The 17,385-nt window shown below is 47.9% G+C and carries 18 protein-coding genes; 7 read left to right on the forward strand and 11 right to left on the reverse strand.

The window, feature by feature from the left end; translation table 11 throughout:
* Positions 1 to 73: 73 nt before the first annotated feature.
* The 4 genes from BUQ98_RS06450 to sdhC are packed head-to-tail and all read right to left on the reverse strand — an operon-like array spanning position 74 to position 3,302.
* On the reverse strand, positions 74 to 784 hold the full coding sequence (locus tag BUQ98_RS06450) for a succinate dehydrogenase iron-sulfur subunit (protein ID WP_074213023.1): 711 nt from the start codon (positions 782 to 784) through the stop codon (positions 74 to 76).
* Positions 785 to 798: 14 nt separating this feature from the next.
* Positions 799 to 2,565: a succinate dehydrogenase flavoprotein subunit gene (sdhA, locus tag BUQ98_RS06455; RefSeq protein ID WP_074213024.1), complete on the reverse strand. Its 1,767-nt coding sequence runs from the start codon at positions 2,563 to 2,565 to the stop codon at positions 799 to 801.
* Positions 2,566 to 2,916, reverse strand: coding sequence for a succinate dehydrogenase, hydrophobic membrane anchor protein (gene sdhD, locus BUQ98_RS06460; RefSeq protein ID WP_074213025.1), 351 nt, complete (start codon positions 2,914 to 2,916; stop codon positions 2,566 to 2,568).
* Positions 2,910 to 3,302, reverse strand: a complete 393-nt coding sequence (gene sdhC / locus BUQ98_RS06465) for a succinate dehydrogenase cytochrome b556 subunit (RefSeq protein ID WP_074213026.1) — start codon at positions 3,300 to 3,302, stop codon at positions 2,910 to 2,912. The genes sdhD and sdhC overlap by 7 nt, the downstream gene beginning before the upstream one ends.
* A gap of 400 nt (positions 3,303 to 3,702) precedes the next feature.
* On the opposite strand from sdhC, the gene BUQ98_RS06470 reads away from it, so the two are divergent.
* Complete coding sequence (locus tag BUQ98_RS06470) at positions 3,703 to 4,992, forward strand: citrate synthase (protein WP_074213027.1); 1,290 nt, start codon at positions 3,703 to 3,705, stop codon at positions 4,990 to 4,992.
* Positions 4,993 to 5,113: 121 nt separating this feature from the next.
* Here the strand turns inward: BUQ98_RS06470 and BUQ98_RS06475 are convergent, their stop codons facing one another.
* The gene (locus tag BUQ98_RS06475; protein ID WP_074213612.1) at positions 5,114 to 5,872 is read right to left on the reverse strand and encodes a Nif3-like dinuclear metal center hexameric protein; all 759 of its coding nucleotides are present in this window, start codon (positions 5,870 to 5,872) and stop codon (positions 5,114 to 5,116) included.
* Positions 5,873 to 6,006: 134 nt separating this feature from the next.
* Positions 6,007 to 6,204, reverse strand: a complete 198-nt coding sequence (locus BUQ98_RS06480) for a DUF2517 family protein (RefSeq protein WP_074213028.1) — start codon at positions 6,202 to 6,204, stop codon at positions 6,007 to 6,009.
* A 139-nt stretch (positions 6,205 to 6,343) separates the two neighbouring features.
* On the opposite strand from BUQ98_RS06480, the gene BUQ98_RS06485 reads away from it, so the two are divergent.
* Positions 6,344 to 7,168: a DUF1853 family protein gene (locus tag BUQ98_RS06485; protein ID WP_074213029.1), complete on the forward strand. Its 825-nt coding sequence runs from the start codon at positions 6,344 to 6,346 to the stop codon at positions 7,166 to 7,168.
* A 56-nt stretch (positions 7,169 to 7,224) separates the two neighbouring features.
* On the opposite strand, the gene pgm is transcribed toward BUQ98_RS06485, so the two are convergent.
* Positions 7,225 to 8,871, reverse strand: a complete 1,647-nt coding sequence (gene pgm / locus BUQ98_RS06490; protein ID WP_074213030.1) for a phosphoglucomutase (alpha-D-glucose-1,6-bisphosphate-dependent) — start codon at positions 8,869 to 8,871, stop codon at positions 7,225 to 7,227.
* 28 nt (positions 8,872 to 8,899) lie between these two features.
* Positions 8,900 to 9,445: a replication initiation negative regulator SeqA gene (gene seqA / locus BUQ98_RS06495; protein ID WP_074213031.1), complete on the reverse strand. Its 546-nt coding sequence runs from the start codon at positions 9,443 to 9,445 to the stop codon at positions 8,900 to 8,902.
* Between the two features lie 99 nt (positions 9,446 to 9,544).
* On the opposite strand from seqA, the gene BUQ98_RS06500 reads away from it, so the two are divergent.
* The 3 genes from BUQ98_RS06500 (at position 9,545) to fldA (ending at position 11,238) form a co-directional block, all read left to right on the forward strand.
* Positions 9,545 to 10,318, forward strand: a complete 774-nt coding sequence (locus BUQ98_RS06500) for an alpha/beta fold hydrolase (RefSeq protein WP_074213032.1) — start codon at positions 9,545 to 9,547, stop codon at positions 10,316 to 10,318.
* 60 nt (positions 10,319 to 10,378) lie between these two features.
* Complete coding sequence (locus BUQ98_RS06505; protein WP_021022467.1) at positions 10,379 to 10,600, forward strand: DUF2788 domain-containing protein; 222 nt, start codon at positions 10,379 to 10,381, stop codon at positions 10,598 to 10,600.
* A gap of 110 nt (positions 10,601 to 10,710) precedes the next feature.
* Positions 10,711 to 11,238 carry a flavodoxin FldA gene (gene fldA / locus BUQ98_RS06510; RefSeq protein ID WP_074213033.1) on the forward strand — a complete coding sequence of 176 codons (528 nt, stop codon included), beginning with the start codon at positions 10,711 to 10,713 and terminating at the stop codon, positions 11,236 to 11,238.
* A 63-nt stretch (positions 11,239 to 11,301) separates the two neighbouring features.
* On the opposite strand, the gene BUQ98_RS06515 is transcribed toward fldA, so the two are convergent.
* Positions 11,302 to 11,790, reverse strand: coding sequence for a DUF4442 domain-containing protein (locus tag BUQ98_RS06515; RefSeq protein WP_074213034.1), 489 nt, complete (start codon positions 11,788 to 11,790; stop codon positions 11,302 to 11,304).
* Between the two features lie 197 nt (positions 11,791 to 11,987).
* Between BUQ98_RS06515 and fcrX the strand changes: the two genes are divergently transcribed.
* A complete protein-coding gene (gene fcrX / locus BUQ98_RS06520) occupies positions 11,988 to 12,434 on the forward strand; it encodes a ferric iron uptake transcriptional regulator FcrX (RefSeq protein WP_074213035.1) in 447 nt (148 codons plus the stop codon).
* A 103-nt stretch (positions 12,435 to 12,537) separates the two neighbouring features.
* A protein-coding gene (locus tag BUQ98_RS16780) for an IS3 family transposase (RefSeq protein ID WP_139294628.1) occupies positions 12,538 to 13,766 on the forward strand; the annotation gives its coding sequence in 2 pieces (ribosomal slippage) (positions 12,538 to 12,889 and positions 12,889 to 13,766; 1,230 coding nt in all).
* 16 nt (positions 13,767 to 13,782) lie between these two features.
* Here the strand turns inward: BUQ98_RS16780 and glnS are convergent.
* A complete protein-coding gene (gene glnS, locus BUQ98_RS06535; protein ID WP_074213036.1) occupies positions 13,783 to 15,459 on the reverse strand; it encodes a glutamine--tRNA ligase in 1,677 nt (558 codons plus the stop codon).
* Positions 15,460 to 15,679: 220 nt separating this feature from the next.
* A complete protein-coding gene (gene nagE / locus BUQ98_RS06540; RefSeq protein WP_074213037.1) occupies positions 15,680 to 17,188 on the reverse strand; it encodes an N-acetylglucosamine-specific PTS transporter subunit IIBC in 1,509 nt (502 codons plus the stop codon).
* Between the last annotated feature and the right edge of the window lie 197 nt (positions 17,189 to 17,385).

The following is a 17,385-nucleotide window of genomic DNA, read 5'->3' on the forward strand; positions in this document are numbered from 1 at the left end:
TCTGAGGCCGGGTTACCTGTTATAAGCCCCGTCCTAAAACGGGGCATTTTATCTACGTTGTTGGTTCAGCGTTTTAAACGCCGCGCTGAATCAGCATCGACTTAATATGCCCAATTGCCTTGGTTGGATTAAGTCCTTTTGGACACACACTGACACAGTTCATGATCCCGTGGCAACGGAAGACACTAAAAGCGTCGTCTAGATCAGATAACCGTTCTTCGGTTGCCGTGTCACGACTATCCGCCAACCAACGATAAGCGGCAAGCAAGCCCGCAGGGCCAACAAACTTGTCAGGATTCCACCAAAATGAAGGGCATGCGGTACTACAACATGCACACATGATGCACTCATACAAGCCATCAAGTTCCGCGCGATCTTCCGGCGCCTGCAGGTGCTCACGCGATGGCGGTGTCTCATCATTCATCAGGTAGGGTTTGACACGCTCATAGTTCTCATAGAACTGTCCCATATCAATAATAAGATCACGCACCACCGGTAGACCGGGTAGCGGACGAATCACGATTTCGGACTTGTCCATCAGTGAGGACAGCGGCGTGATGCATGCAAGGCCATTTTTACCATTCATATTAACGCCGTCAGAGCCACACACACCTTCACGGCACGAGCGACGAAATGCCAAAGTAGGATCTTGCTCTTTAAGCTGGATGAGCGCATCCAGCAGCATCATGTCAGACCCTTCAGGCACATCCAGCGTGTAGTCTTTCATGTATGGCGCATTATCTACATCTGGGTTGTAGCGATAGATAGAAAACTTAACATTCATCGTTCTCGACCCCTTTAGTAACTGCGGACTTTCGGTGGGAAAGGCTCACGGTGCACTGGCGCCATATTGACGTCGCGCTTCGACATGGCTTCGGTTTCTGGGTTATAGATGGAGTGGCATAGCCAGTTTTCATCATCACGGTCTTGATAGTCGAAACGCGCATGTGCGCCACGGCTTTCAGTACGATAATGGGCTGATACCGCCGTTGAATACGCGGTTTCCATCAAATTCTCCAGCTCCAAACATTCGACACGCTGGGTGTTGAACTCGGTTGACGTGTCATCAAGACGCGCCGACTTAAGGCGTTCGCGAATTTCCTTCAGCTCTTTCAGCCCTTTTTCCATGGCTTCACCTTCTCGGAACACAGAGAAGTTTTCTTGCATACAGGCTTGAAGATCTTTACGTATTTCGACCGGATCTTCCCCTTTCTGCGTACTATTCCAGCGATTCACACGCGCCAGCGAGGCTTCAATATCGGATTCGCTCGCTTCTCTTGCTTCAACTTGCGCCGCCAAAGTTTCGCCAAGATGTAAACCGGTTGCTCGTCCAAAAACGACAAGATCGAGTAAAGAGTTGCCGCCTAAGCGGTTGGCACCGTGCACAGAGACACTGGCGATTTCACCACAGGCATAGAGCCCTTGTACTTCGATGTCATTGCCAAGTGGGTCTTGTTTAATCGCTTGCCCTGATACCTGAGTAGGGATCCCACCCATCATATAGTGGCACGTTGGAATAACGGGGATAGGTTCCTTGATGGGATCGACGTGCGCAAAGGTACGCGACAGATCGAGGATACCGGGTAAACGGGACTCAAGGACATCTTTACCCAAGTGATCAAGCTTGAGTTTAAGGTGTGGTCCCCATGGGCCGTCGCAACCGCGTCCTTCTCGAATCTCGATCATCATCGAACGAGCGACCACATCGCGGCCTGCCAAATCTTTCACATTAGGGGCGTAACGCTCCATAAAGCGCTCACCATCTTTATTAAGAAGGTACCCGCCTTCACCACGGCAACCTTCCGTCACCAATACGCCAGCGCCAGCAATACCTGTGGGATGGAATTGCCACATTTCCATATCTTGCATCGGCACACCTGCGCGCAGCGCCATACCGACACCATCCCCAGTGTTGATGTGTGCATTCGTGGTCGACTGATAAATGCGCCCCGCGCCTCCAGTCGCCAATACGGTGGCTTTGGATTTAAAATAACAAATCTCCCCGGTTTCCATACACATCGCCGTCGCACCGACGATCACGCCATCTTGGTTTTTCACCAAATCGAGCGCGTACCACTCAGAAAATATCGTGGTTTTATTTTTGATGTTCTGTTGGTACAAGGTATGCAGCAACGCGTGTCCGGTCCGGTCTGCCGCAGCGGCGGTGCGCGCAGCTTGCTCACCACCAAATTCTCTTGATTGACCACCAAATGGGCGCTGATAGATCGAACCATCATCAAAGCGTGAAAACGGTAACCCCATTTTCTCAAGCTCAATCACAGATTGTGGACCCGTTTTACACATGTATTCAATGGCATCCTGATCACCGATATAATCGGAGCCTTTCACCGTATCATACATATGCCACTGCCAATTATCTTTGTGCGAGTTACCCAGCGCTACCGTAATACCGCCCTGCGCAGACACTGTGTGGGAACGAGTTGGAAACACTTTAGATAGCAGTGCGCATGTCAGGCCCTGCTCTGATATTTGCAGCGCCGCGCGCATACCCGCACCGCCTGCTCCAATAACAATTGCGTCAAATTCGCGAACTGGAATACTCACTTACACACCCCACAATACAAAAAAACCGGCAAACACATAAATCAGTAGCGTTGCAACGACACCAAGCTGTAACACTCCGCGCAGCAAGGCTGGCTTAATGTAGTCAGTAAGCACTTGCCACATTCCGATCCAGCCGTGGATCAGCACAGACACTAACGCCAACATCGTGAAGACCTTGGTGCTGGTCTGGCCAAAAAAGGCTGTCCAAGAGGCATACGTGATCTCAGGGCCGAAGACGGCAAAACCGACCATGTAAAGTGTGTAAAGTGTGATAAGGATCGCAGTAGCACGGATCAGCACATAATCGTGCACACCGTTACGACCCACCGATGAAATATTTTTCGTTACCATACCAAAACCCCCGCCAACACAGACAGCACGCCAGTCACCACAAAGGAGACTTGAGCACTTTTCGCGCCTGACTCTAACTCCTCAAAATAACCCATATCTTGGATTAAATGACGCACTCCCCCGACGATGTGATAGGCCAGCGCTGTCAATATGCCCCAAAGCACAAATTTGACAAAAAAGCTGTCAACGATCGCAGCAGCAGATTGGAATCCATCAGGCGAAGAGAGAGAGAGGCTTAGTAGCCATAGTAGGATGGCGATCGAGACAAAGGTGATCACACCTGATACCCGATGCAAGATAGACGCAATCGCTGTAATGGGAAAGCGAATCGTCTGGAGGTCGAGGTTTACGGGTCTTGACTTTCTTTCTTTCACGATATTGCCCACTCAGCTCCATTGAAGCATTTATAGTTATTACACTCTCTGAACCTCAGTACTCAAAGCGTAAGACCTGCAACATCTGCGTAACGCGCTTCATGTACCTTATTGCTTATAACTGCAATTATCGGTGAATGGATCACGTCATTTAAGAAAGGTGTTTAAGCCCCTAAACGCCCTAGGATACTGATTTGCCCAGAGACCTCGAAAAAGTATACGTGTCGTAACAGACAATTACAAACGCACAAAATTGACCGGAATCTCACAACAGATATTTAACGCGCATTACAAATAAGTTATTAACTGACGCACACATCGATAGGTTAAAAATTGACATCATAGGGGGCGATCGGTACAACGGTCGGGTCCGTATCCTGGATGGGATTATAAAATAACAAAGGAGATTGTTATGGCAGAGAAGAAAGCTACCCTCCACATAGAAGGGAAAGCACCAATCGAACTGCCGATTATCGGAGGCACAGTCGGCCCAGACGTCATTGATGTGCGTAACCTGGTTAACGAAGGCTACTTTACGTTTGATCCCGGTTTTGTCGCAACAGGCTCTTGCGATTCGCAGATCACCTATATTGATGGCGCAGCTGGCGTTTTACTGCATCGCGGTTATCCGATAGATCAACTTGCCAATAACGCTGACTATTTAGAAGTCTGTTATATCCTGCTTTACGGTGAAGTCCCTACGAAAAAGCAATATGATGAATTTCGCTCGATGATCGTCCGCCACACCATGGTCCACGAACAAATAGCGAGCTTCTTCCATGGTTTCCGTCGTGACGCCCATCCTATGGCCGTGATGGTCGGGGTTGTAGGTGCACTTGCCGCGTTCTACCACGATTCACTTGACATCAATAACGATCAACATCGCGAAATTACGGCGTTCCGTTTATTGTCAAAAATGCCAACACTGGCTTCCATGTGTTACAAATATTCAATTGGACAGCCTTTTATTTATCCACGTAACGATCTCGACTACGCAGAAAACTTCTTGCACATGATGTTTGCCACACCATGCGAAGAGTACGAAGTTAACCCTGTGGTTGCACGTGCCATGGATAAAATCTTTACTCTTCATGCTGATCACGAGCAAAATGCTTCGACATCGACAGTGCGTCTTGCCGGTTCATCAGGCGCTAACCCATTTGCTTGTATTGCCGCAGGGATTGCCTCGTTGTGGGGGCCTGCGCACGGCGGTGCCAATGAAGCTTGCCTACGTATGCTCGAGCAAATCGGCCACGTTGATAACATTCCTGAGTATATTGAACGTGCCAAGGATAAAGATGATCCTTTCCGTTTGATGGGCTTTGGTCACCGGGTTTACAAGAATTATGACCCACGCGCAACGGTGATGCGAGAAGCTTGTCATGAGGTTCTTGAAGAACTACAAATTCAAGATCCGCTGCTAGATGTCGCAATGGAGCTAGAACGTATTGCGCTGTCAGACGGTTACTTTATCGATAAAAAATTGTATCCGAATGTCGATTTTTACTCTGGCATTATCCTCAAGGCCATCGGTATTCCAACGTCGATGTTTACGGTGATCTTTGCTATGTCACGGACCATAGGCTGGATTGCCCATTGGAACGAAATGCACACGAATCCGAATAAGCGCATAGGACGTCCGCGTCAGCTGTATACGGGTTACACGCAACGTGAATTCACACCTATCGATAAACGCAGCTGAATCAGGCTGTATTATCATTATAAAGCCGCCTAGCCAGGCGGCTTTTTAGTATCCAGCGATAATCAACCGCCTTCACACCTCAATACGATGCTCCATAATTCGCCGCCCTAGGCAAAACCAATTACACCGGATTATCAATATCAACAAAATGCACCGTTAAACCATGGTTATCAACTAACCACTCTCCCAGTGCTTTAACACCATAGCGCTCGGTTGCGTGATGCCCTGCGGCGAGATAATGCACACCCTGCTCACGCGCCGAGAAGGTCGTACGCTCCGAGACTTCGCCTGATAGATAAGCATCCATCCCTTGAGACGCGGCTAAATCAATAAAATCTTGGGCTCCCCCGGTACATAATCCAACCGTCTCAATCCGTTTTTGCTGGCCACCGTCAATGACCAGTGGAGAACGATTTAGTACGGTTGCCACCTGTTGCTCAAATTGACTCAATGTCATGGGTGACGAGAGCTTTCCATAGACAGGAATTGAAACTGGGTTACCTGGTTCAAGCCCCCCAATGAGCTCTATGCCTAGTCGTTTCGCTAATTGGGCGTTGTTACCTAATGAGGGATGGATATCAAGCGGTAAATGGTAACCGTATAAGTTGATACCGTTTTCAATCAACATTTTGATACGTTGGTATTTCATACCGCGGATTGATTGCGGTTCACCTCGCCAAAAGTAGCCATGATGAACCAGGATGGCATCCGCTTGGTATTCAATTGCCTTCTCGATTAACTCTTGGCAGGCCGTCACCCCAGCCACGATTGTTTGAACGTTATCGCAACCTTGAACTTGCAACCCATTCGGGCTGTAATCTTTAATCTGCTCAGGCTTGAGTTCTGCGTTAAGTAGTGCTTCCAGTTGAAAATTATTCATAGCAATCACATTCGCTTGCGAGACATTGACAACAGTGTAACCTGACACACGAAGATAAAAAAAGCGGCTAGCATCACTGCTAACCGCCTTTTTCAAAGACAAAACTTGCCAACTAGCTCAATGGGTCGTAGCGATTAAAAAAAGCCACCTACTTTCTCAGACTCAGCCAGCCAAACAGGCTTGGTACTGTCCTTGAGCCATACTTGATGTAAATGACTATAAATGCGAGACGCCAGTGGCGGGACAATCAGTGTTGGCAGGCAAGTGATGCCCGCAGCTACGACAACACTACGGCGTAGAACAACACGGGTTTTATCGAACGGTTTATACATAGCTAACCTCACTCATCTGACCAGTTATGTGTGGATGTTATCATTAGTTTTGTATCATTACTACATTTCTGGTGAATTTTTATCCTAAAAGCACCATTTTGTTATTAACAAACAATTAACAAGGTAATAAAGTTACACTATGAATGAGCCACGTGGGCATCTTATCGATATCGAATTATTTACGAATACCGCGCAGATACGGGCTGATATGCAATGGTTACTGACCCAGGCCCCTCTGCTATCACCCCACCAATTTCCCATGCTCCCAAAAACGCTCTGGTCGAACGTGCCGCTACCGATCCCAAAACCGTATTCAGGGCCCAAACGCATTGGCTTTTATTATCAGTGGTTGCTTACCGAGTTAATCAACCATCATCCTCAATTGCGACTTGAAGCAGAGGAAATACAAGTGAATGAGGCAGGAAAAACCCGGGGAGCAATAGACTTTCTGATTGAAAATCAAGGTCACTTAGAACATTGGGAAGTCGCGGTAAAATTCTATCTCGCCTATGAGAACCGTTGGTTGGGCCCAAATGCGAAAGATGCATTAGATATAAAAGTCACGCGGATGCTCGACCACCAACTGGCCTTGTCGAGCCACCCAAGCTTTCGTCAGCAGTATCCTCACTGGCAACCCACGCAAAAACGGCTGCTGGTACAAGGTCGGCTTTACCGCCACTACGGCTACAACATTGGATTGCCTGATTGGTCGCCTGTAAGCACAGAGAGTATTGGTGGTTGGTGGTGCTGGCCTGAAGCGCTCCCAACAGACCGTGCCTTTGGCATTTTGGCTCGTGACCAATGGTTATCACTGCCTCCGTTTAGCGACCTACCCAAAGTGGCGGCTAATACGCTCAACGAGATCACCCGTGCCCACCATTTACTGGATGAAACGCAAACGCCTTGGTTTGTGGTGCCTAAAGGTTGGCCCAACAACGTTCCGCCATTGCCTCCTATGGCCTAAAAAAACGCGCACTCAAACCGTGCGCGCTTTATGCTGCCAAAATAGAGGGTCAGTCACTAAACACCTTGATCATTAAAAACACGGTCAACAATTTGTTGTGCTTCTGTCTCAATCAAACGTAAGTGCTCAGCCCCTTTAAAGCTTTCGCAGTAGATTTTGTAAATATCTTCTGTGCCTGATGGGCGTGCCGCAAACCAACCGTAATGGGTAACCACTTTTAGCCCCCCAATAGCAGCGCCATTTCCTGGAGCGTGGGTAAGCTTCGCAGTGATCGTATCTCCCGCGAGCGTCTCTGCCGTCACCATTTCAGGACTAAGCTGACTGAGCACTTGCTTTTGTTGTGCATTGGCCATCGCTTGTAAACGATTATAAGCGGGATCACCGTGCTTATCAGCCAACGTTTGATAATACGCTTGCGGGGTTAACCCTGTAACTGCCAAGATTTCAGCGGCCAGCAAACAAAGGATAATACCATCTTTATCGGTTGACCAAGGCTGACCATCAAACGTCAAGAATGAGGCCCCGGCACTCTCTTCGCCACCAAATCCCAAAGTTCCTTGATGCAAGCCTGGTACAAACCATTTAAAACCCACCGGTACTTCAACAAGCGGACGCGATAAATCCCCCACCACTTTATCAATGATGGCGCTGGAGACCAGTGTTTTACCGACGCCCAATTCTGCATGCCATTGCTGGCGGTGGCGGAACAAGTAATCAATACACACGGCCAAATAATGGTTCGGGTTCATCAACCCAGCAGGCGTCACAATGCCATGGCGGTCGAAGTCCGGATCATTACCAAACGCCAAATCATAGTCGTCTTTATACGCAAGCAAACCGGCCATTGCATAGGCAGATGAACAGTCCATGCGGATCACACCATCCCCATCGCGAGGCATAAAGCCAAAGGTGGGATCAACATGATCATTGATTAAGGTAATATCGAGATCATAATGTTCAGCAATAGCCTGCCAGTAGCGAATACCCGCGCCACCAAGTGGATCGACAGCCAGTTTTAATCCTGCCTTTTGGATTGCACTAATATCCACCACATTGACCAAACCCGAAACATAGGGTGTCACCAAGTCTTTTTCAACGTAGTAATCACTCGCCATCGCTTCATCGATATTTGTCTGTTTGACGCCCTCTAAACACGTATCGATATAGTGGTTTGCGCGTGACTCAATCGCCTGGGTTATTTCGCCCTCTGCTGGCCCCCCATGTGGGGGGTTGTATTTAATTCCGCCATCTTGAGGCGGATTATGTGAAGGCGTAATAACAATACCATCCGCCTTTACGGAATGTTCACGGTTATACGCCAAAATCTGCTGTGAGATGCCTGGTGTCGGCGTATAACCCTGATCAGCCTGCACGACGATCGTAACTTGATTGGCCGCAAGTACTTCAATGACGGCACCAAAAGCGGGTGCAGAAAGCGCGTGGGTATCTTTCCCCACAAAGACAGGCCCCGTGATATCTCTTGCCTGGCGCTCATCACAGATCGCTTGAGCAATCGCTAAGATATGATCACGATTGAATGTCGTATTTAATGCGCTTCCACGATGGCCAGATGTACCAAACGCAACCTGCTGCTCTGGTTGGCCAGGCTGGGGTTGAGCTTGGAAAAAACGCGTAACAAGCGCAGGAATATCACACAAGTCTGAAGCTTGTGCGCGCTGCCCTGCTTGGGGATGCACTGCCATAAATCTCTTCTCCCATGAGTGGCATAGATTAAATCGCGTTCACAACCTTTTCAGTCAGATCACTCGGGAACTGCATTCTTTCCATCAGCTGCTCCACCATCTGACGTTTACGGCCAGTATTGGTATTGGTAATGACCCAAAAAGGTGTGTCTGGGATCTGCTTGGGCTTAGTCGTTTTACCGCTTTCCAACAGTGTTTGTGGGTTATCGGCAAAATACAGGCGAGTACGGCCTTTCAGGGCCATGCCATCAGCAAACCCTTGTTGGTCGACACGGTATAAGGTAGTAAGCGCTAGCATAAAGCGGCCAATGGCGCGATCTTGAGCGGCAAACTCATCCGAAATAAGTAGCGTTCTCATCGCTTTGACACGGTCAACAGACACACTCCGACCCGCATCCTTACTGACAACAATGCCGCTAGAACGAGAGGGCGTTGTCGATGCTGCTTGACTTGGCTTCGGAGCCGAATCCGACAGCAATAGGCGACGTAAAATGTCTGATGCACTCTCGCCGATATGCTGGGTTTGGCTGGCAATATACCGGTATAGATCGTCGTCAACCTCAATCGTCTTCATTGTTTTTCATCGCGTCCTGTTTATCGTTTGACGGGGCGATTATACAGAGATAGATAGGTATACTCTACGTCAAAGCCAGTAATCTGAGAGAAAAGCAACGTGTTGTTAAATGGAAAATCTCGCGGTGAGGGGTCACCGCTCGTATTAATCCACGGTTTATTCGGCGATCTGGATAATCTGGGCGGGCTGGCTAAAAGCCTCGCTGAGCATTTTTGTGTGTATCAGGTTGATCTGCCCAACCATGGACAGTCCTATCATACTGAGAACATGAATTATCAAAACCAGTCAGATGCGGTAATCGCTTGGATGGACCAGCAAGGCCTGGAGACGGTGACCTTAGTGGGACATTCTATGGGCGGCAAAGTGGCGATGGCCCTTGCTCAACGTTTCCCTGAGCGAGTCACACAACTGGTTGTGATGGACATTGCCCCTGTGGATTATCAAGTCAGTCGACATGACAATGTGTTTAATGCGTTGCACGACACGCAAAAAGTAACATTAGAAAGTCGTCAACAAGCACAAACAATCATGAATACGTCGATAGAAAACCCGGGCGTGACCCAATTTTTATTGAAATCACTCTATAAAACCGATCACGGTCACTACGACTGGCGCTTTAATATTGATAATCTTTATCAGAGCTATCGTGACATCATGGGATGGACAGCTTTTGGACCGTATTCAGGCCCGACCTTATTTGTGAAAGGACAGAACTCTGAGTATATACAGCCTGAGCATCGCGATACCATTGTCGCGCAGTTTCCCCATTCAAAAGCGCATATGGTGGCAGGCACAGGGCATTGGCTACACGCGGAAAAACCAACCGTCGTATCCAATGTTATCGCGCGCTTTTTAATGCCGGACGAGCGTTAACAGTTAAGCAACCCTTGTGGTATATTGCGCCGCAGAAGTCGGTGCTCAATGGAGGCACGCATGCTTTACGAGCACTTTCAATTGCTCGAGAAAATTGGTCTAGATCTCGTCTTCGCCGCGATTTTCTTTTTTATCGGCATGGCAATCAAAGACGTGTTGCGTGAGGGCAACGTACCAGTATTCGGTCGGCGTATCGTCTGGTTTGTTCTCACTCTAGGCTGTGTCGGCTTTATCGTAAAAGGGGTCATTCAATTGGTTTGGGAAGGGGTCGGTATCGGCTAACCAAACTGACAATGATCACCTAGGCATATGGGTGTGAAAAAGCATGGCTTTTTCTTAAATTCGAGTTAGTTGCAAACAGCAACCCACTGACAAAAACGGGTATTTTTTATATGGCGAGTGTAGGTCTCTTCTTTGGTAGTGACACGGGAAACACGGAAGCAATTGCGAAAAGCATTCAAAAGCAGCTGGGCAAAAAAATGGTCCACGTGCAGGATATCGCGAAGAGCAGTAAAGAAGACATTGATAACTTCGATCTGCTGCTGATCGGGATCCCAACTTGGTATTATGGTGAAGCACAGTGTGACTGGGATGATTTCTTTCCCGAGTTAGAGCAAATTGACTTCTCCACTAAACTCGTCGCCATTTTTGGCTGTGGCGACCAAGAAGATTATGCAGAATATTTCTGTGATGCGATGGGCACAGTGCGTGATATTATCGAAGCCAAAGGGGCAACGATTATCGGCCACTGGCCAACAGAAGGATATGAGTTTGAAGCCTCGCAAGCCCTAGTAGATGATAATCACTTTGTAGGCTTGTGTGTGGATGAAGATCGTCAACCGGAATTGACCGATGAACGCGTGAGCAAATGGGTGACGCAAATCCATGAAGAGATGTGTTTAGCCGAGCTCGAAGACTAAGGGCCCGCGACGACAGTACACTGACAAGCGCCAAGGCAAATTCAGCCTTGGCGTTTTTGTCCACTACGCGGCCTGTTTCGGTGAAGCATCACGGTACTGCCGCTTCTTTCTCACATAGAGAGTACGCTTCACTTCTGCGATAACCTCGCCATGTGCATCTTTCACATGCACCACAAATTCGGGTAATACTTTATCGCCGCGCCCCGCTTGCTGTTGGATATCAGTGAGCACCGCATCACTGATCACAAAGTCAGCATACAAATCCGTTGTCCCCGGCTTGATGAAATTGATGTCTGCTTGCTTGTCCCAAACATGATACTGAGGCCCCAAAATCCCCATCAACATAAGCGCATAGACAGGATCCGTTAATGAGAATATACTGCCCCCATATTGGGTACGATTCGCATTTTTATTCCACCAGCGTAACTTCAAACGCATGTTTACACGTTTAAAATCCTGACTGATCATATCAATATGAATACCTGCGCCCCAAAATGGTGGCCAGCTGTTGAGCGCCCACTTGACGATGCGTGGCTTATAGAAACGATACATGGCGTATTGACATCCTTATCTGGTCCAACCAGGCAATATTCACATCTTGCAAACATTGACGCAACCACAAACGAACAAATTTCGCACGAAGAAAGCTTGGCTGATGTAGCGAGACCAGCGCAATTTTGATAGGCTTGTAAGATATTTTCCTTGCTAATCCAACTGTCTTCACTCAGACAGAAAACAGGTAGATACACATGTCAGACAATAACCAGGCGTTGAAGCAAGCTGGACTGAAAGTCACACTCCCACGGCTCAAGATCCTAGAAGTGCTGCAACAGCCAGATTGCCAGCACATCAGTGCCGAAGACCTGTATAAGAAATTAATCGATCTAGGCGAAGAAATCGGTCTCGCAACCGTATACCGCGTATTGAACCAATTTGATGACGCAGGCATTGTAACGCGTCACCACTTTGAAGGTGGAAAGTCGGTCTTTGAACTCGCAACACAACATCACCACGACCACTTAGTGTGTCTTGATTGCGGTAAAGTGATTGAGTTTTCTGATGACTTGATCGAGGAGCGCCAGAAAGAAATTGCCGCACGCTTTAATGTGAAGCTGACTAACCATAGTTTGTATTTATATGGACACTGTCAGGAAGGTGACTGTAAAGCTGATCCGTCAATCCATAACGCAGGCTAATTCGACATCTCAGACACACCTAAAAAAGCCGGCGTCACTCACGCCGGCTTTTTTGTTATTTATGTCCCGTCCTGAAATACGTTGACATAAAGAGGACTTCTTTATGACAACATCAAGTAATTCAAGCCGTAAGCGCACGCAACGTGATTACACCTTAGCCTTTAAATTAGGCGTTGTAGAGCGTGTTGAAAAAGGCGAAATGACGTACAAACAAGCTCAAGCCCGTTTTGGCATTCAGGGCCGCTCAACGGTACTCGTCTGGCTCAGAAAACATGGTAGACTCGATTGGTCGAAGCCATTTCAGCATCCCCTTATGCCACATTCAAAAGAAACCCCATCCGAAACTATCAAGCGCCTTGAGCGTGAGTTAGCCGAAGAGAAACTGCGTAACCAAATCCTCAATGGTATGGTCGATATCATGGACAATGAGTACGGAGCCGGCCTCAGAAAAAAGTACTTATCCGGTACATCTGGCAAGCCAAAGCCAAAAGTAAAATAAAGTTAGCGGCGGCATGTCGTGCCACAGGCATTTCTCGGCAAGGTGTCTATCAAGCCGTTGCTCGAATGGAAAGCCGAAGAGCTGAACTATCAATCATCAGAGACTGGGTCCAATACTGGCGTAAGTATATGCCGAGGTTAGGGGCGCGTAAGCTCTACGCGTTGGTAAAGCCCAAGCTAGTTGAACACGAAATTAAGCTAGGGCGAGACGGGTTTTTTAGCTATCTGAGAAGCGAAGGCTTACTGGTTAAACCCAAGAAAAGCTACACAAAAACTACGTGTAGTAAGCACTGGATGAAGAAGCATCCTAACCTGCTAAAAGAAGACGGACTGCATGATGCTGCGCATATACTGGTCAGCGACATCACTTATGTTGAATCAGACCAAGGTGTGCACTATCTGTCACTGGTGACCGATGCCAACTCACGCAAGATAGTGGGTCATCACGTTAGCGAAGATATGAAAGTCGACAATGTAGTGAAAGCGCTGAAAATGGCCGTCAAAGATAAGCGCTATATCGGCAATGCGGTACATCACTCAGACCGAGGTTCGCAATACTGCTCAGCCGTTTATCAGAGTGCGCTACAGGAGAGTCAAATCCAGCCGTCGATGACGGATGGTTATGATTGCTACCAAAACGCGTTAGCGGAAAGAGTCAATGGCATACTGAAGCATGAGTTTTTACTGTACCGGTGTAAGACACTGACAGAGCTTAAAATATTGGTAAAAGAATCGATAGCGATATACAACGAAATGAGACCGCACCTAAGTTTAAGTATGGCAACCCCCAATCAGGTGCATAATAAAAAAGGCCAGCTACTGGAGCTGGCCTAAAAACTGTCAACCTATATTAGGACGGGACATTACCTTCTATCTTCGCCCAAGTATCTCGTAAGCCAACCGTCCGATTAAAGACGAGCGCATCAGAGCAACTATCTTTGCTGTCCGCACAGAAGTAGCCCGTGCGCTCAAACTGGTAGCCCTTCTCTGCTGGCACATTCTGCATGCTTGGCTCAACAAAACCCTGTTGTACCTGCAATGACTCAGGATTGATTGTCTCAGCGAAGTTATCGGCACTTGCTGGGTTTGGTACCGTAAACAAGCGATCATACAAACGGAATTCTGCAGGTAGCGCTTCATCGGCAGAAACCCAATGGATCACGCCTTTCACTTTACGCCCATCACCAGGATCTTTACCTAGGGTGTCGGGATCGTAGCTGCAGTATATCGTCGTAATATTACCGTCTTCGTCTTTGTCACAGCGCTCTGCCTTGACCACATAGGCATTACGCAGACGGACTTCTTTATCTAATACCAAACGCTTATACTTCTTGTTAGCTGATTCACGGAAATCTTCGCGTTCAATCCAAATCTCGCGAGAAAATGGCACCTGGCGAGTTCCCATTTCTGGCTGGTTCGGGTGGTTTGGCGCTTCAAGCCACTCCACACCGTCCGCTTTGTTTTCAATCACCAATTTTATCGGATCCAAAACAGCCATTGCGCGTGGTGCGTTTTCGTTAAGATCATCGCGTACACAAGACTCCAGTGAACTCATTTCAATGGTGTTGTCCTGTTTGGTGACACCAATGCGCTGACAAAACTCGCGAATAGAGGCCGGCGTATAACCGCGGCGACGTAAACCTGAAATGGTTAACATGCGCGGGTCATCCCACCCATTAACGAGCTGCTCTTCCACCAATTGGTTGAGTTTGCGCTTTGACATCACGGTATACTCGAGATTCAAGCGGCTGAACTCATATTGACGCGGCGTACAATCGATAGTGATGTTTTCCAACACCCAATCATACAAACGGCGATTATCTTGAAACTCTAAGGTACAAAGAGAATGTGTGATCCCTTCAAGCGCATCAGAGATACAGTGGGTAAAGTCATACATTGGATAAATGCACCACTTATCACCCGTTTGGTGGTGATGAATAAAACGGACACGATACAAAACAGGGTCACGCATCACCATAAAGGGTGACGCCATATCTATCTTTGCACGTAGGCAAGCTTTTCCTTCTTCAAATTCCCCGGCACGCATCTTTTCAAACAGCGCTAAGTTCTCTTCGACGGAGCGCTCGCGATATGGGCTGTGCTTACCTGGTTCCGTCAATGTGCCACGATACTCACGGATCTCATCAGGGGTTAACTCTTCAACGTACGCCAACCCTTTTTCAATCAGTTCAACGGCGTAACCATAGAGCTTGTCAAAATAGTTTGAGGAGTAACGAACCTCTCCCGCCCAATCAAAGCCCAACCATTGCACATCACGCTTAATTGATTCGACGTACTCAACGTTTTCTTTCTCTGGGTTGGTATCATCAAAGCGCAAGTTGCATTCACCCTGATAATCTTGAGCAACCCCAAAATTCAAACAAATTGATTTTGCATGGCCAATGTGCAGATAGCCATTTGGCTCCGGAGGGAAACGTGTCACGATCGATGTATGTTTCCCGTCCGCCAAATCTTTATCAATGATTTGACGAATAAAATTAGTGGGACGAGCTTCAGCATCACTCATCAAGGTTACCTCGTATCAAAAATGCGAATTTTAAAGCTACACAGGCTTTATGATCTCCTATTCCGCCCTGCGACTCAACCTGTTGTTGTGATTGTCGTCGTAGCATACGTCTATTTGTTACTTTTTTGCGCGAAAGCGGGGGTAACAAACGAAAAAAACGCCCAGTGGTTAGCTGGGCGTTTTGTCTCTGATTACCGCGATGAGTGATGGGTTACCTCACTTAAGGCAGTGCCACTTTCGACAAATCTTCATCTTCTGGGATTTGTTTTAGTTCACCAGCAATAATTTCGGCTAATGGGCCTAGGATAACTTGCAAGTTATTTTCACCTAGCTTGACAACGCCCATCGCACCAATGGCTTTCAATTTCGCTTCATCGACCACCTCACGGTCAGCAACCGAAAGACGTAGGCGAGTAATACAAGCATCGATAGATGTCAGATTTTGATGGCCACCAAGTGCTTTTAGGTACTTACGCGCTAATTCACGGTTGTCGCTCTTACCGTTGCTATTCACACTTGACGGCACACTTTCAACCGCTTCGTCTTCTCGACCCGGCGTTTTCAAGTTCATCGCCATGATGGCAGCACGGAATGTGGCGTAGTACAGCACAAAGAACACTAGCCCCATGAGCGGTAACATATACCATTCATTAGCAACGGGGTTTTTCGATGACAACACCAAGTCGACAAGACCGGCAGAAAAACCGAAGCCCGCTGTCCAATTGAACGTGGCGGCAATGAACAAAGAAATACCCGTCAAGAACGCATGCAATACAAACAGCACAGGTGCGACGAACAGGAAGGCAAACTCAAGTGGCTCAGTCACACCGGTAAAGAAAGACGCAAAACCCGCTGCAATCATGATAGACGCAACACGTGCTTTATTCTCTGGACGTGCCGTGTGGTAGATAGCCAGAGCCGCACCCGGTAGACCGAACATCATCACAGGGAAGAAACCAGCCATGTACATACCAGTTGTGCCTTTAATGGCTTCACCTGTTTCAAGGCCTTGTGCACCCATCCAAAAACGACCAAGGTCATTGATACCAACCGTGTCGAACCAGAATACCGCATTTAATGCATGGTGAAGGCCGACTGGGATCAGTAAGCGGTTAAAGAAGCCGTAAATACCAGCACCGGCCGCACCCAGGTTGGTGATGCTTTCGCCAAAGTGAACCAAACCACCGAATAGTACGGGCCAAACGAACATCAATACAAACGAGATGATGATCGCCACAACAGACACCAAAATCGGCACCAAACGCTTACCGCTAAAGAACGCCAAGGCTTTTGGCAATTCGACACTGCTATAACGGTTGTAGAGTTCAGCAGAAACCACGCCGATTAAAATACCGATAAACTGGTTGTTGATTTTGCTGAAAGCGAGCTCATTGTTGCCCAGTGAAACATCCACCAGCCCAATTTGACTCACCGCACCGGGCGCGCAAAGCGTGGTGATGACCATAAAGCCAACAAAGCCAGCGAGCGCTGCGGCACCATCTTTATCTTTTGACATACCATAAGCCACACCAATGGCAAACAGTACCGACATATTATCGATAATCGCAGCCCCTGATTTAATCAGGAACGCTGCCAGGGCGTTGTTGCCCCCCCATCCAGTTGGGTCAAGCCAGTAGCCGACCCCCATTAAGATCGCGGCTGCAGGTAGTACCGCTACCGGCACCATCAGCGCACGACCTATACGTTGTGCATAACCAAGAATATTCACCGTCGTTCCCCCTGTGTATTTTTCTGTGCTCTGCAAAATGTCCGCTTATCGCGCCTTTGCTTGAACAACCGCTTGAGCATTAGCCCAAGGACTTTTTGTTAAACCACTTCTTTTGTAAAGCAATGTTAGTCAACTGCAGTTTATGTCAATAAATTCGCCTCGCAAATTAAACCCGCATTATTTGTGAGAATCATCAC

The sequence above is a fragment of the Salinivibrio sp. ES.052 genome (assembly GCF_900141775.1).
In the GTDB taxonomy this organism is placed as follows: Bacteria; Pseudomonadota; Gammaproteobacteria; order Enterobacterales; family Vibrionaceae; genus Salinivibrio.

Excerpts from the sequence above, each read along its gene's own strand:
- BUQ98_RS06450 (WP_074213023.1), bottom strand. The coding sequence starts at position 784 with ATGAATGTTAAGTTTTCTATCTATCGCTACAACCCAGATGTAGATAAT.
- sdhD (WP_074213025.1), bottom strand. The coding sequence starts at position 2,916 with ATGGTAACGAAAAATATTTCATCGGTGGGTCGTAACGGTGTGCACGAT.
- BUQ98_RS06470 (WP_074213027.1), top strand. The coding sequence starts at position 3,703 with ATGGCAGAGAAGAAAGCTACCCTCCACATAGAAGGGAAAGCACCAATC.
- BUQ98_RS06475 (WP_074213612.1), bottom strand. The coding sequence starts at position 5,872 with ATGAATAATTTTCAACTGGAAGCACTACTTAACGCAGAACTCAAGCCT.
- BUQ98_RS06480 (WP_074213028.1), bottom strand. The coding sequence starts at position 6,204 with ATGTATAAACCGTTCGATAAAACCCGTGTTGTTCTACGCCGTAGTGTT.
- BUQ98_RS06485 (WP_074213029.1), top strand. The coding sequence starts at position 6,344 with ATGAATGAGCCACGTGGGCATCTTATCGATATCGAATTATTTACGAAT.
- pgm (WP_074213030.1), bottom strand. The coding sequence starts at position 8,871 with ATGGCAGTGCATCCCCAAGCAGGGCAGCGCGCACAAGCTTCAGACTTG.
- seqA (WP_074213031.1), bottom strand. The coding sequence starts at position 9,445 with ATGAAGACGATTGAGGTTGACGACGATCTATACCGGTATATTGCCAGC.
- BUQ98_RS06505 (WP_021022467.1), top strand. The coding sequence starts at position 10,379 with ATGCTTTACGAGCACTTTCAATTGCTCGAGAAAATTGGTCTAGATCTC.
- fldA (WP_074213033.1), top strand. The coding sequence starts at position 10,711 with ATGGCGAGTGTAGGTCTCTTCTTTGGTAGTGACACGGGAAACACGGAA.
- BUQ98_RS06515 (WP_074213034.1), bottom strand. The coding sequence starts at position 11,790 with ATGTATCGTTTCTATAAGCCACGCATCGTCAAGTGGGCGCTCAACAGC.
- fcrX (WP_074213035.1), top strand. The coding sequence starts at position 11,988 with ATGTCAGACAATAACCAGGCGTTGAAGCAAGCTGGACTGAAAGTCACA.
- glnS (WP_074213036.1), bottom strand. The coding sequence starts at position 15,459 with ATGAGTGATGCTGAAGCTCGTCCCACTAATTTTATTCGTCAAATCATT.